Below are 14,412 nucleotides of genomic sequence, written 5' to 3'. Positions count from 1 at the left end.
CTATAAGAGTGGCCCAGACTAATTTAAGTCTGTAAATGAGTATGGAAGTAACTCCCCGACCGTCATCTCGACCGTCGATTTATCTTTAGCGACTAAAGTCACTTTTAGATCTTGTTCAAAAAATTCAACCATGACCTGGCGACAAGCACCACATGGCGAGATGGGTTTTTCAGTTTGTCCGTAGACAATCAACTCTGAAAACTCCCGTTGCCCTTCCGAAACTGCTTTAAAAATAGCAGTACGCTCTCCACAATTAGTCAAGGGATAGCTAGCATTCTCGATGTTTACACCCGTATAAATACTACCATCCTTGGCTACTAAAACAGCTCCGATAGGAAAGTGAGAATAGGGGACATAGGCTTGTTTGCTGGTTTCAATTGCTAGTTCAATCAACTCAGTAGTCGCCATCTGCTAATTCTCCTTTTAAGATTGTTACACCAGCAGATGTTCCGATACGGGTAGCGCCTGCTTCCACAAAAGCGACAGCATCTGCATATGAACGAGCTCCACCAGCCGCCTTAACTCCCATATCTGGTCCGACTGTTTTACGCATCAACTGAACATCCTCAATAGTGGCACCACCAGTTGAAAATCCAGTTGATGTTTTGACAAAGTCAGCGCCTGCTTTCTGGGATAATTGGCAGGCCACAACCTTTTCATCGTCTGTCAACAAGCAAGCTTCAATAATGACCTTCACCAACTTGTCACCACTTGCTTCTACGACAGCACGGATGTCCGATTCAACTAAATCCAGATTGCCTGATTTGAGGGCACCAACATTGATAACCATATCAATCTCATCTGCACCGTTTTGGACAGCTTCTTTTGTTTCAAAAGCTTTGACAGCTGAAGTTGTTGCTCCCAAAGGAAAACCAACTACTGTACAAACCTTTACATCTGAACCTTCAAGCCCCGCCTTTGAATAAGCAACCCAAGTCGGGTTAACACAGACACTGGCGAAATCATACTCACGCGCTTCAGATAGCAAACGATCAATTTGTTCTTGACTTGCATCTTGCTTTAAAAGCGTATGATCAATATATTTATTTAACTTCATATTCGGATTCTCCCTGGTTTTATGAGATAATTTCTATAATTTCTCGTAAACTTTGCACTCCATCATTTATTTTAACATATTTTTGAAATTCTGTAACTAGTTCAGAAGAAATTTTTCCATTTGTATAAACTTTTGCAACAATTTCACCCTTTTGAACGGAGTCTCCAACTTTCTTTTCAAAAACAATCCCTGTTTCATAGTCCAAGTCATCAGACTTGATTGCACGACCAGCTCCTAATCGCATGGCATATAGGCCAAAATCCATAGCTGGAAGGGCTGAAATGACACCCGTTTCTTGAGCAGGGATTTCCACTACATGGGCAACTTTGACGGGGCGATAGAGATCTTCTAAATCGCCGCCTTGTGCTGCTACCATTTCTTCAAACTTAGCCAGTGCTTGGCCATTTTCAAGGTGTTGACGTACTTCTTCTACCGTCTTCTCAACATCTGCTAAACTAAGCATAATCTGAGCTAGTTCACAGATAAAGTGACTGATATCTTCTCGACCTTTTCCTTGAAGAATTTCGATTGCTTCTAGAATTTCGAGACGATTGCCAATAGCTCGACCCAAGGGTTGGCTCATATCGGTAATGACTGCTACTGTCTTTCGACCTACAGCCTTACCAAGATCCACCATGGTTTGAGCCAATTCACGTGCCTCATCAACAGTCTTCATGAAGGCACCCTCACCGACCGTTACGTCTAGCAAAATGGCATCTGCTCCTGCAGCTATTTTCTTACTCATGACAGAACTAGCAATCAAAGGAATCGTATCGACAGTCGCTGTCACATCACGAAGAGCATAGAGAAGTTTGTCTGCTTTAACCAGCTGGTCAGACTGACCAATGACAGATACACCAATATCTTGGACCTGTTTGATGAAATCCTCTTGACTACGTTCCACTTGGTAGCCCTTGATTGCTTCTAACTTATCCAAGGTTCCACCAGTGTGTCCTAGTCCCCGACCACTCATCTTGGCTACTGGCACACCAAAACTGGCTACTAAAGGTGCTAAAATCAAGGTCACCTTATCACCAACACCACCTGTCGAGTGTTTATCTACTTTGATGCCCTCTATGGCTGACAAATCAAACTCTTGACCCGTCTTAACCATATTCATCGTCAGGTCAGAAATCTCACGTGTGGTCATTCCTTTAAAATAAACAGCCATAGCAAAAGCAGACATTTGATAGTCTGGAACAGTTCCAGCCACATAGCCTTCTACCAACCATTTGATTTCATTTGAAGTCAGTTCTTGACCATCTCGTTTCTTTTGGATTAAATCAACTGCTCTCATTCTTTCACACTTCTAAGGATATAATATCCCTTATCTTTCTTTACGATTTCACAATTTCCAAAAACTTCTTCCATCTTACTTTTAGCACTTGGAGCCCCTTGTTTTTTCTGAATGACGATGGTTAAATCTCCTCTGTCTTTCAAGAAATCTCTGCTCTTTTCGATAATCTCATGAACAACCTGTTTGCCCGCTCGAATCGGCGGATTAGAAATAACATGGTCAAACTTCCCTTCAACTTGTTCATAGATATTGGATTGGAAAATCGTTGCTTCTACTTTATTACGTTCAGCATTTTGTCGCGCTAGGTCCAAGGCACGATTATTGATATCGACCATGGTTGCCTGAACTCCATAAGCCTTGGCTAACGACAAACCCAATGGCCCATAACCACAACCTACATCAAGAACAGTTTCTCCTTTGTTAACCTCTAGACACTTGAGCAAGAGCTGACTCCCAAAGTCAACCATTTTCTTGCTAAAAACACCCGCATCCGTCAAAAAGGTCATGTTTTCTCCCAACAACTCCACTCTCAACTCATGAATGTCGTGTGCAGCATCAGGATTTTCTGCATAATACATTTTACTCATAAAACTATTTTACCATAATTTGGCTTGAATTGTAAATCGTTTACAAAGTGATGATCAAATGAAAAAGACTGAAGAATCCTAGTCAAAAAACCTTTCCTTCAATCTCTTTCAATTATTAGAAATACATTACAATCTATCGGGAACTACAAATTACCATATTCAGGAAAAAAAACAGATCGTCTGTAATCAGGTACATTTTTACTATTGCTTAACCTTAAAATACTTTATTATCAACAAGATTCCCAATATGATGTTTAGATAAAAACCCAACTGATAAGTTTGTGTCAAGATTTCCAAACTTGTCCAAAGTCGTATCAAATCTTCTAGTGACATACGGAATAGATATCCTTCTGTAGCAATCCACAAAATCAAAAATAGATAACTACCAGCAGCAAGCCATTTCGTCCACTGCTTTTTTACTAGCCAGGCAATCAAGAGCGAACAGATAAAGACAGCTGTTACAAGGAGATGATCCATTAAGAAGGTAAAACCGTAATAGGTTTCTACAAAGCGTCTACCATTATCCGCATTCGCTCCCCTTATAAAAGGTAAGGCAAAACTTAAAATAAAACAGAGTTCCAATATATAACTTTTTAAGATTTTCATGACACACCTCCTATAAGTTGTGAACCACAAAGCCCACTTTCAATAACTGATAAGTCTTCAGAAACCATTCTCTATCTCATCATTAAATTATTCAACCTCCATCTACCTCTATTATACGATATTGACTTACTACCATCAAGAAACCGCTTTATCTTTTTAGCTTTTTATGGTATGATAAACAAAATATCTAGGGGAAAACAAATGACCAACGAATTTTTACATTTTGAAAAAATCAGTCGCCAGACTTGGCAATCATTGCATCGCAAAACAACCCCTCCCTTGACAGAGGAAGAGTTAGAATCCATCAAGAGTTTCAATGACCAGATTAGTCTGCAGGACGTAACAGACGTCTATCTTCCCCTTGTCCATCTTATCCATATTTACAAGCGCACTAAGGATGATTTGGCATTTTCAAAAGGAATTTTTCTTCAACGCGAAAGTAAATCTCAGCCTTTTATCATTGGGGTTTCTGGAAGCGTTGCTGTGGGGAAATCTACTACTAGTCGCTTGATTCAGATTCTACTATCACGCACTCTCCCAGATGCTACTGTAGAATTGGTGACAACTGACGGTTTTCTCTATCCCAATCAAACCTTGATAGACCAAGATATCTTAAATCGCAAAGGTTTTCCTGAAAGTTATGATATGGAAACCTTGCTGAATTTTCTTGACCGCCTAAAGAATGGGCAAGATGTCGATATTCCTGTCTATTCTCATGAAGTGTATGACATTGTTCCTGGAGAGAAGCAACGTGTCAAAGCTGCTGATTTTGTCATTGTCGAGGGCATCAATGTCTTTCAAAACCCTCAAAATGAGCGCCTTTACATCACTGATTTCTTTGATTTCTCCATCTATGTGGATGCAGCAGTTGAGGACATTGAAAGTTGGTATCTGGATCGTTTCTTAAAACTCCTCAGCTTTGCCCAAAATGATCCCAACAGCTACTACCACCGCTTTACGCAAATGCCAATTGGAGAAGTTGAAGCCTTTGCACATCAGGTTTGGACCAGTATTAATCTCACAAATCTACAAAACTATATCGAACCGACAAGGAATCGCGCCGAGGTCATTCTCCACAAGACTAAAAACCATGAAATCGATGAAATTTACCTAAAAAAATAATTTCCCCTTGTCAAAACATAAGTTTTCAGATATAATAGTATAGTTAGTAAATATGGAGGTAAGAACATTGGCAAACATTAAATCAGCTATCAAACGCGCTGAATTGAACGTTAAACAAAACGAAAAAAACTCAGCTCAAAAATCAGCTATGCGTACTGCTATCAAAGCTTTTGAAGCAAACCCTTCTGAAGAACTTTTCCGTGCTGCTAGCTCAGCTATCGACAAAGCAGAAACTAAAGGTTTGATTCATAAAAACAAAGCAAGCCGCGATAAAGCTCGTCTTTCAGCTAAACTTGCTAAATAAGAAACAGTCCATAGAGGCTGTTTTTTTGTCCTCTAATCAGAAAAGGTAGAAAATGAAAATAACAATCATCGGATATTCTGGAGCTGGCAAGTCAACTCTAGCTGAAAAGTTGTCAAACTACTACTCCATCCCCAAACTGCATATGGACACACTCCAATTTCAACCTGGTTGGCAAGACAGTGACCGCGAATGGATGTTGACCGAAATGAAAAACTTTCTCACAAAGCACGAAGCTTGGGTCATTGACGGCAACTACTCTTGGTGTTGCTATGAAGAAAGAATGCAGGAAGCTAACCAAATCATCTTTCTAAACTTTTCACCATGGACTTGTCTCTTTCGAGCCTTTAAACGGTATCTCACATACCGAGGCAAGGTCAGAGAAAGTATGGCAGCAGGCTGTCCTGAACGCTTTGACTGGGATTTTATCCGATGGATTCTCTGGGATGGGCGGACAAAGAATGCTAAAGAACGCTATCAACGGGCTCAAGAAACCTACCCTGAGAAAGTAATTGTCCTCAAGTCGCAAAAGGAGATGGACCACTTCTTAGAAAATCTCGCACATAACAAGAAAAACCAACGTGTATAACGTTGGTTTTTTGCTTTTACCCAATCACACTTCCATTTGGTACAGCTGGATCAACTGTGAGAAGGGTTAACTTGCCTTCATGTTCAGCTGAGAGGATCATTCCTTGGCTGACATATTTTTTCATCATCTTGCGTGGTTTAAGGTTGGCAACGATTTGGACTTTCTTGCCGACCAATTCTTGTTCGTTTGGATAGTATTTTGCAATACCAGAAAGGATTTGACGATCTTCACCATCTCCAGCATCCAAGCGGAATTGAAGCAACTTATCAGAACCTTCTACTTTAGAAACTTCTTTTACTTCTGCGACACGGATTTCAACCTTATCAAAATCTTCAAACTTGATTTCATCCTTGTTGAGTTGAAGTTCGACTTCATCTGGATTCCATTCTTTTTCGACGGCTGGTTTGTTGCCTTCCATTTGTTCCTTGATATAGGCAATCTCTTCTTCCATGTCGAGACGTGGGAAGATTGGTGTTCCTTTGGCAACAACAGTCACACCTGCAGGGAAATCTGCCAAGCTCAAGTTTTCTAGGCTAGAAACTTCTGCTAGACCAAGTTGTGCCAATACAGCGCGACTAGTTCCCATCATAAATGGCTCAATCATGTGAGCTACGACACGAAGGCTGGCTGCCAAGTGGCTCATGACACTTGCCAATTGGTCACGGTGCTCTTTATCCTTAGCCAAGACCCATGGGGCTGTCTCATCGATGTATTTGTTAGTGCGAGAGATAAGGGTCCAGACTGCTTCAAGGGCACGTGGGTAATCAACGGCTTCCATGTGTGTATGGTAGCCTGCGATTGATTGTTCTGCAACCTCAGCAAGAGCATTATCAAACTCTGTTACACCCTCTACATAGGCAGGGATTTGCCCATCAAAATACTTGTTAATCATGGAAACCGTACGGTTAAGGAGGTTTCCAAGATCATTTGCTAATTCATAGTTGATACGGCCAACGTAGTCCTCAGGGGTAAAGGTTCCGTCTGAACCGACTGGAAGGCTACGCATGAGGTAGTAACGAAGTGGATCAAGTCCATAACGTTCTACTAACATTTCAGGGTAAACGACGTTCCCTTTAGACTTAGACATCTTGCCGTCTTTCATGACGAACCAACCGTGGGCAATCAAGCGGTCAGGCAATTTCATATCCAACATCATCAGAAGGATTGGCCAGTAGATGGAGTGGAAACGAAGAATGTCTTTTCCGACCATGTGGAAGACTGTTCCATTCCAGAATTTATCATAGTTAGCATGATCCTCTTGACCGTAACCAAGAGCAGTCGCATAGTTAAGAAGGGCATCAATCCAAACGTAGACAACGTGTTTTGGATTTGATGGGACTGGTACACCCCAGGTAAAGGTTGTACGAGAAACCGCTAAGTCTTCCAAACCTGGCTCGATGAAGTTACGCAACATTTCATTAAGACGACCATCTGGAGTGATGAAGTCAGGGTGCGATTTGAAAAATTCTACCAAACGATCTTGGTATTTGCTGAGGCGAAGGAAATAAGACTCTTCTGAAACCCACTCCACTTCGTGACCTGATGGAGCGATACCGCCCGTTACATTTCCAGCTTCATCACGGAAAACTTCCGCAAGCTGACTTTCTGTAAAGAATTCTTCATCTGAAACTGAATACCAGCCAGAGTATTCACCCAAGTAAATATCATCTTGAGCAAGCAAGCGTTCAAAGACCTGGGCTACAACTTTTTCATGGTAGTCATCAGTGGTACGGATAAATTTATCATATGAGATATCAAGTAATTTCCAGAGTTCTTTGACGCCAATCGCCATCCCATCAACATAGGCTTGAGGTGTGATGCCAGCTTCTTCAGCTTTTTGCTGGATCTTCTGACCATGCTCGTCAAGACCTGTCAAATAAAAGACATCGTAGCCCATGAGACGTTTATAACGCGCTAGGACATCACAAGCGATGGTTGTGTAGGCAGAACCGATATGAAGTTTACCAGATGGATAGTATATCGGTGTTGTAATATAAAAATTCTTTTCAGACATAATTTTTCCTTTCCAGGCAAATGAAACCTGTTTTTCTAACACTTCATTATATCATATTTTTAGTGATTTTCGATAGGAAAATCCATACAAAAACAAGACAGACAACTGTCCATCTTGTTTTTTCTGTTCTATATCTTATTCATAACGAAGGGCTTCGATTGGATCGAGCTTAGACGCTTTATTGGCTGGCAAGACTCCAAAAATCATCCCAACACTGGCTGACACAGCCAAGCTAAAGAGAGCGATTGGGAGGGAAACCCCAACTTCAATACCTGCAATCATGTTTTGAAGCAGTACTCCAGCTAACATGGTCATTCCAGCAGCAATCCCAAGACCGATGACACCACCTAGCAAGGTTAAGATCATGGATTCAATCAAAAACTGTACCAAGATATTAGCCCGAGTAGCTCCGAGAGCTTTCCGCAGACCAATCTCACGCGTGCGTTCCGTCACCGAAACCAGCATGATATTCATAACACCAGTTCCTCCGACAAAGAGAGAAATTCCTGCGATGGCACTGATAATGGTGGTCATAAAACCAAATAGTTGTTGTACCTCTTGGAAGGCGGCAGTTGCATCCGCAACTTGGTACTCCCCTTGCTGAAGACCAGCAATCTCAGTCAATTTTCGAGCCAACTCTGGTCCCAAGGTCTGCGTTAGACTAGTATCATTGACACGAAAGACGATGTTCGAGATTTCATCAGTATTAAAATTGGCTGCGAGGGAGATATTAGTCGTAATTGGAAGACCACCAATCCCAAAGGCTTTAGCAGTTTTAGCTTCATTGCTAGTATAAACGCCAATCACACGGTAACTAAATTCATTGACAGAGATGACTTGATTAACCGCAGCTTCTGGACTATCAAACAAACTCTTGGCTAGTTCTTCGTCCAGCAAAATCACACTGGCAAATTCCTTGTAGTCTTGCGGTCTTAGACTTCTACCCGCAACGATTTCATTTTCAACTGCGTTCATGTAGGTGCTATTTCCGCCTGTCAGAGTGGCTCGTTCAACCTTCTTATCCTTATAAGATAGGGTGACGTTGGTCGAGTTGGTGACATAGTAACTGTCTACTCCTTTGAGTTTGGCAGCTTCCTTGACCCAGGATTCTAGTGGTTTTGGTGGTTCAACATGAACATCCTCTTCTTTCCCACTGACTGTCAAAGCGGATTGTTTCTGCGTAAAGGAACCGTCCTTGCTTTTGATAGGAGAGAAAAAGACATGGATATCCTTCTGTGATTTGGTCATGTTTTTATTGACCTGACGAGACATGGAGTCTCCCAGAGCCATGATGACAACGACAGACGAAACTCCGATGATAATCCCAATCATGGTCAGGAAGGAACGCATCTTGTGAGCCATGATGGATGAAAAGGCAAATTTCAGATTCTGCATCTTAGTTTTCCTCCTTTTCTACCTGAGCACTGTCGGACGAGATGATCCCATCACGAATAACAATCTGGCGTTTGGCATAGGCCGCAATCTCAGGCTCGTGCGTGACCATGATAATAGTTTTCCCTTCCTTGTTTAACTCCACCAACAACTGCATGATTTGGTTTCCCGTCTTGGTATCCAAAGCTCCTGTCGGTTCGTCAGCTAGGATGATAGAAGGATTATTTACCAAGGCACGGGCAATAGCTACACGTTGCTTTTGACCACCTGATAACTCAGAAGGCAAATGATGACTGCGCTCCGTCAGCTCAACCTTTTCCAGAAATTCCTCAGCCAATTTCCGACGTTTAGAAGCCGAAACTCCAGCGTAAATCAAGGGCAATTCGACATTTTGAAGCGCATTGAGTTTGGACAAGAGAAAGAACTGCTGAAAGACAAAGCCGATTTGCTGGTTGCGGACCTTGGCCAGTTGTTTCTCTCCAAGACCTGCTACTTCTTGGCCATCAAGATAATACTCTCCACTGGTTGGTGTATCCAGCATTCCGATGGTATTCATCAACGTAGACTTACCAGAACCAGACGGTCCCATAATGGCGACAAACTCACCTTCTTGAACTTCTAAGTTAATATTTTTTAGGACCTGCAGTTCTTGGTCACCATTTCGATAACTTCTACAGATATTTTTGAGACTAATTAGTTTCTTCATCAGCCTTCACCTCTTTTCCTTCTTCCAAGGAAGATGTTGGATTACTGATGACCTTGGCTCCGTCTGTCAAACCTGAAGTAATTTCTTGGTTGTCTGCGTCCGCATTCCCCAAAGTAACTTCTACCTTCTTCGCTTTTTTCTGCTCGTCAACGATCCAGACATAGTTTTTGTCATTTTCGGTAACGACACTTGTTAAAGGAACAAGGATGGCCTTACTCTTATTTTTGACTTCCACACTGACAGAGAAGCCTTGTTTCAACTCACCGATATCGCTAGTCACATCAACAGTATAAGGGTACTTAGATCCAGTATTTCCTCCAAGGGCTGCATTTGCTGCTTCCCCGTTGTTTTTAGGATAATCAGAAATATAGCTGATTTTACCTGTCCAGCTCTTATCTTGATAAACCTTCGAAGTAAAGGTAACTTCTTGCCCAACAGAAAGATTAGCAAGGTTGTATTCAGACAACTCCCCTTTGACCTGCAAGTTTTCATTACTTACGACATGTACTACCACTTGACTATTACCTGTTGGCGATTTGGAAACATTACGATTAACTTCAACTACAGTCCCTTCTAGTGTACTGAGGACAGTTGCAGCATCTAGCTGAGCCTGAGCCTTGTTGAGTTGGGCAACAGCATCTGCACGATTATCCTTGGCATCACTGATTTGAGAATCAATAGAAGATACGGAAGAAGTCGCTGCTTGTGCTTGTTCTGGGAGTCCAGCTTCTGTTGGAACCTGTGAAGAAGCTGGTGTAGCTGATGCATTTTCACGAGCTTTGTTTAACTCCTCAATATGACGGTCTGCCTTTGCAACTGCACGATCGGCTGCATCATAGGCAGCTTGAGCATCTGCACTGCTGTATTTGACCAAAGCTTGCCCTTCTTCGACCTTGTCCCCGACTGAAACGAGAATTTCATCTAAATCTCCCTTACTAGCATCAAAATAAACGTATTGTTCATTTTTTGCTGTAACCGTACCTGATAAGAGAACCGATGAAGCAACGGAACCTTCCTTAGCGGTAATGATATGGGAGGTTTCATCCTTGACTGCTGACTGGGAAGGTTGTCTAAAAATCAAAATCCCCGCAGCACCGATAACAATAGCACTGGCAACACCAATCGCTGTGTATAATTGCCATTTTTTTGCCTTTTTATTTCTTTTCATTTTTAAGCTCCTTTATTCTTTTGCCTTACAAAAACCATTATATCAGAAATACCAAGCCCAAACAATGACAGTTCAGATGGAAACAATGACAATTCAGGATCATTATTTCGTTCGGTATTCGTTTGTTGGATTATTGTGCTAGATATATAATACAATATCTTTTTGAATTTGGCAAGCGTTTTTCTAATTTTTTTATCGTAGCAGATTTTTGCATTCAAAAAATAAAAACGATAGAATATGACTATCAAAGCTATAAGGAGTTTTCTATGAGAGAATATGATATCATCGCCATCGGTGGAGGAAGTGGCGGTATCGCCACTATGAACCGAGCTGGTGAACACGGGGCTAAAGCAGCTGTTATCGAGGAGAAAAAATTAGGTGGAACCTGCGTCAATGTCGGCTGTGTTCCTAAGAAAATCATGTGGTATGGAGCGCAAATCGCTGAAAGCCTCCACCACTACGGCCCTGACTACGGTTTTACAAGTTCAGATGTTCAATTTGATTTTGCTAAACTTCGTCAAAATCGTGAAGCCTACATCGATCGTGCCCGCTCGTCTTATGATGGAAGTTTCAAGCGCAACGGTGTTGATTTGATTGAAGGTCGTGCTCATTTCGTTGATGCTCATACAGTCAGCGTTAATGGTGAATTGATTCGTGCAAAGCATATCGTGATTGCGACTGGTGCTCGACCAAGCATTCCAACTATTCCTGGAGCTGAACTCGGTGGTAGCTCAGACGATGTCTTTGCTTGGGAGCAACTTCCTGAATCCGTTGCTATCCTAGGCGCAGGCTATATCGCGGTTGAGCTAGCTGGTGTTCTCCATGCACTCGGTGTAAAAACTGATTTGTTCGTCCGCCGAGATCGTCCTTTACGTGGTTTTGACAGCTACATCGTTGAAGGTCTTGTCAATGAAATGGAAAAAACAGGTCTACCTTTGCACACACATAAGGTACCCGTCAAGCTCGAAGAAACGGAGCAAGGTATTACCATTCATTTCGAAGACGGTTCTAGTCACACTGCCAGCCAAGTTATCTGGGCTACCGGTCGCCGTCCAAATGTAGACGGTCTGGAGTTAGAAAAGGCTGGAGTTACACTCAACCAACGTGGATTTATCCAAGTCGATGAATACCAAAATACAGTTGTAGATGGCATCTATGCTCTTGGAGATGTGACTGGTGAGAAGGAACTGACCCCAGTAGCCATCAAGGCAGGACGTACCCTATCTGAACGCCTCTTCAACGGGAAAACAAATGCTAAGATGGACTACACGACTATCCCTACTGTTGTCTTCTCCCACCCAGCAATCGGAACCGTTGGTTTAACTGAGGATCAAGCTATCAAAGAATACGGCCAAGATAACATCAAAATCTACAAGTCAAGCTTTGCATCTATGTACTCAGCCGTTACAAACCATCGTCAAGAATCTCGCTTCAAACTCATCACCGCCGGTGCTGACGAAAAAGTTGTTGGACTTCACGGACTTGGTTACGGAGTGGATGAGATGATTCAAGGATTCGCTGTGGCCATCAAGATGGGAGCAACCAAGGCGGACTTTGATGCTACAGTAGCTATCCATCCAACTGCCTCAGAAGAATTTGTGACCATGCGCTAATTGCCGAAAGAGACCACATGTGGTCTCTTTTTACTTGCAAAATCGGCTGTTACAAAATTGTTACCTTGTTTTTAAAAATAGGTTGACTTTTCTTTCTGAATTAGTATAATAGTTACTATAATTTTGAAAAGAGGTTAACAGTTTTGAAAAAAGCTCATATCTATGCCATTCCTGCTATCGGCGCTGCTCTCATCGCTGTATTGGCACAAATCAGTCTCCCTATCGGTCCTGTCCCCTTCACTCTGCAAAACTTTGCGATCGGTCTGATTGCTACTGTTTTTAGACCTAGGGAAGCTGTTTTATCTGTAGCTCTCTATCTCCTGCTGGGTGCTATTGGTCTACCTGTCTTTGCAGGGGGTGGTGCAGGATTTCACGTTTTAATCGGCCCAAGTGCAGGTTATCTTTGGTTCGACCTTGTCTATGCTGGACTTACATCTTATCTCATCCATCAAAATAGTGGCTACATTCGCATTTTCCTAGCCAACCTCTTGGGTGACTCCCTCGTCTTTGTTGGAGGCATTCTCAGCCTCCACTTCCTAGCTGGTATGCCATTTGATCAGGCACTAGCTGTCGGTGTCCTTCCCTTTATCCTCCCTGATCTTGGTAAGATTATTGCCATTAGTTTCATTAGTCGTCCCCTACTCAAACGATTGAAAAGCCTTCCATATTTTTCAAGATAAAAGAATAGTCCAGAACCATTGTTCTGGACTATTTCCATTCTAAGAATCAACTGTACACTATTTAGATACTTGACTATTCTTATACCAGTATGAATATTAATCGTTTTATTCTTCAAATTATAGCTATTCAAAATATGCAAAGTAGAAAAGTATTCTAATTGATTCAAACCAAATATGCTTCCATTGATTTCGGAAGGTTGGCAATTGTATACTTTTCAGAAAACGCATTTTCACTGAGAGAGCTATATTTTATAAATTATTTGTGATACAATAGAGCTACCTAAAAGATTCAGAAAATTTAATGTTCATTGATTGTTTATATTAACTTGAACATTCTGATTTTTCTTCATTCAAAAATAACTGTAAATAATTATAAGAAGAAAGGTAATTCTATGGCAAAGAATACTCGTGAGCTAATCATTAGAGCTCTCATCACACTAGCTAAGAAAAATCCTCAGCGTAGTTCCTTTACAATGACTGAAATTGCTGCTGAAGCTGGTATTTCACGACAAGCGATTTATCAAAAGCATTTTAACAACTTTGAAGATATTATCGAATACATTCACGAAGAGACCAATCAGCACATTTTTAACGTCTTTAATAAGTTCTGCCCTAGCAATGATGGAGATCCTATCAGCTTTTTAGCAGACCATATACTTCCTCTCATATACGAAAAAAGGGAAGTTATTAACACCTTGTATACCACACAAGTCGACCCATGTTGGAAGGAATTTCTTCGTGGAACATACTCTGAATGGGTCCTCAAGAATGTCAATTACCAACTGAAATATAATTTTAATAAAGAAGACATCGCTTATATCATTACGACTATGGCAATCTCTTTCATTGAGGTCTGGATTCGTAAAGATAATCCAATTCCACCTGAAGAGTATAGAGAGACTTTCATTCAATTGGCTAAGACTTCTCTTTGTGACTATATCGTGTCCTAAAAAAAGAATCTTGAGTTGCACTCAAGATTCTTTTTATTGTCCCCCTTTAAAGGCATCGACCATTACCTGAAATTCTTCATTTGTAAGAGTAATTCCCTTGCCCATTTTGGTATGGTCAGGACTCCAAGAACGAATATCAAACTTTGCTGGTGCTCCATTAAAGCTAACGCGATTTAGTTCTTTGGTCCATCCTTTGTCATTTTCAGACAAGGTGAGCAAGTGTTCTTCGATTTCAAATGTAAATTCTGCCATTTTTAACTCCTTTATGTGGTATGCTTTCTATAGTTTATTCGTAAAAATCTTGTGGTTTTTAGGAAAATTTTATATAAT

The 14,412-nt window shown here is 41.4% G+C and carries 16 protein-coding genes; 6 read left to right on the top strand and 10 right to left on the bottom strand.

Annotation, left to right across the window (positions count from 1 at the left end; all coding sequences use genetic code 11):
- Positions 1–18: 18 nt before the first annotated feature.
- The 5 genes from O3655_RS00570 to O3655_RS00550 form a co-directional block, all read right to left on the bottom strand.
- Positions 19–408: a cytidine deaminase gene (locus tag O3655_RS00570; RefSeq protein ID WP_000246111.1), complete on the bottom strand. Its 390-nt coding sequence runs from the start codon at positions 406–408 to the stop codon at positions 19–21.
- Positions 395–1,057 carry a deoxyribose-phosphate aldolase gene (gene deoC / locus O3655_RS00565; RefSeq protein ID WP_308696966.1) on the bottom strand — a complete coding sequence of 221 codons (663 nt, stop codon included), beginning with the start codon at positions 1,055–1,057 and terminating at the stop codon, positions 395–397. Before deoC ends, O3655_RS00570 begins: the two co-directional genes overlap by 14 nt.
- A gap of 19 nt (positions 1,058–1,076) precedes the next feature.
- Entirely contained in the window at positions 1,077–2,354 is a 1,278-nt protein-coding gene (locus tag O3655_RS00560) for a pyrimidine-nucleoside phosphorylase (RefSeq protein ID WP_308696964.1), read from the bottom strand.
- Positions 2,351–2,941, bottom strand: coding sequence for a class I SAM-dependent methyltransferase (locus tag O3655_RS00555; protein WP_080702746.1), 591 nt, complete (start codon positions 2,939–2,941; stop codon positions 2,351–2,353). Before O3655_RS00555 ends, O3655_RS00560 begins: the two co-directional genes overlap by 4 nt.
- A gap of 201 nt (positions 2,942–3,142) precedes the next feature.
- Entirely contained in the window at positions 3,143–3,547 is a 405-nt protein-coding gene (locus O3655_RS00550) for a hypothetical protein (RefSeq protein ID WP_042902160.1), read from the bottom strand.
- Between the two features lie 201 nt (positions 3,548–3,748).
- Here O3655_RS00550 and coaA point away from each other — a divergent pair, with 201 nt between their 5' ends.
- From coaA to O3655_RS00535, 3 genes are all read left to right on the top strand, one after another.
- Positions 3,749–4,669, top strand: coding sequence for a type I pantothenate kinase (coaA, locus tag O3655_RS00545; protein ID WP_000180519.1), 921 nt, complete (start codon positions 3,749–3,751; stop codon positions 4,667–4,669).
- A gap of 67 nt (positions 4,670–4,736) precedes the next feature.
- Entirely contained in the window at positions 4,737–4,973 is a 237-nt protein-coding gene (gene rpsT, locus O3655_RS00540; RefSeq protein WP_001274000.1) for a 30S ribosomal protein S20, read from the top strand.
- Between the two features lie 52 nt (positions 4,974–5,025).
- Complete coding sequence (locus O3655_RS00535) at positions 5,026–5,559, top strand: DNA topology modulation protein (RefSeq protein ID WP_308696963.1); 534 nt, start codon at positions 5,026–5,028, stop codon at positions 5,557–5,559.
- Between the two features lie 16 nt (positions 5,560–5,575).
- Here O3655_RS00535 and metG read toward each other — a convergent pair whose 3' ends face one another.
- The 4 genes from metG to O3655_RS00515 all read right to left on the bottom strand — a co-directional run bounded on the left by metG (position 5,576) and on the right by O3655_RS00515 (position 10,839).
- Positions 5,576–7,573 carry a methionine--tRNA ligase gene (gene metG, locus O3655_RS00530; protein WP_308696962.1) on the bottom strand — a complete coding sequence of 666 codons (1,998 nt, stop codon included), beginning with the start codon at positions 7,571–7,573 and terminating at the stop codon, positions 5,576–5,578.
- A 135-nt stretch (positions 7,574–7,708) separates the two neighbouring features.
- A complete protein-coding gene (locus tag O3655_RS00525; RefSeq protein ID WP_007519837.1) occupies positions 7,709–8,968 on the bottom strand; it encodes an ABC transporter permease in 1,260 nt (419 codons plus the stop codon).
- Between the two features lies 1 nt (position 8,969).
- Positions 8,970–9,671 carry an ABC transporter ATP-binding protein gene (locus O3655_RS00520; RefSeq protein ID WP_070838418.1) on the bottom strand — a complete coding sequence of 234 codons (702 nt, stop codon included), beginning with the start codon at positions 9,669–9,671 and terminating at the stop codon, positions 8,970–8,972.
- Positions 9,655–10,839 (bottom strand): efflux RND transporter periplasmic adaptor subunit, encoded by a 1,185-nt coding sequence (locus tag O3655_RS00515; RefSeq protein WP_308696961.1) that lies wholly within the window; start codon positions 10,837–10,839, stop codon positions 9,655–9,657. The genes O3655_RS00520 and O3655_RS00515 overlap by 17 nt, the downstream gene beginning before the upstream one ends.
- Before the next feature lie 266 nt (positions 10,840–11,105).
- Here O3655_RS00515 and gor point away from each other — a divergent pair, with 266 nt between their 5' ends.
- The 3 genes from gor to O3655_RS00500 all read left to right on the top strand — a co-directional run bounded on the left by gor (position 11,106) and on the right by O3655_RS00500 (position 14,082).
- On the top strand, positions 11,106–12,452 hold the full coding sequence (gene gor / locus O3655_RS00510) for a glutathione-disulfide reductase (protein WP_371641086.1): 1,347 nt from the start codon (positions 11,106–11,108) through the stop codon (positions 12,450–12,452).
- 143 nt (positions 12,453–12,595) lie between these two features.
- Positions 12,596–13,132, top strand: a complete 537-nt coding sequence (locus O3655_RS00505; RefSeq protein ID WP_000709009.1) for a biotin transporter BioY — start codon at positions 12,596–12,598, stop codon at positions 13,130–13,132.
- Positions 13,133–13,524: 392 nt separating this feature from the next.
- The gene (locus tag O3655_RS00500) at positions 13,525–14,082 is read left to right on the top strand and encodes a TetR/AcrR family transcriptional regulator (protein WP_007522198.1); all 558 of its coding nucleotides are present in this window, start codon (positions 13,525–13,527) and stop codon (positions 14,080–14,082) included.
- 33 nt (positions 14,083–14,115) lie between these two features.
- On the opposite strand, the gene O3655_RS00495 is transcribed toward O3655_RS00500, so the two are convergent.
- The gene (locus O3655_RS00495; protein ID WP_007522199.1) at positions 14,116–14,334 is read right to left on the bottom strand and encodes a YdbC family protein; all 219 of its coding nucleotides are present in this window, start codon (positions 14,332–14,334) and stop codon (positions 14,116–14,118) included.
- Positions 14,335–14,412 lie beyond the last annotated feature (78 nt).

This window comes from Streptococcus sp. 27098_8_70 (assembly GCF_041432215.1).
GTDB classification, from domain to species: Bacteria; Bacillota; Bacilli; order Lactobacillales; family Streptococcaceae; genus Streptococcus; species Streptococcus oralis_CP.
The sequence above is the reverse complement of the archived record's forward strand: the minus strand, read 5'-3'. Positions and strand labels throughout refer to the sequence as shown.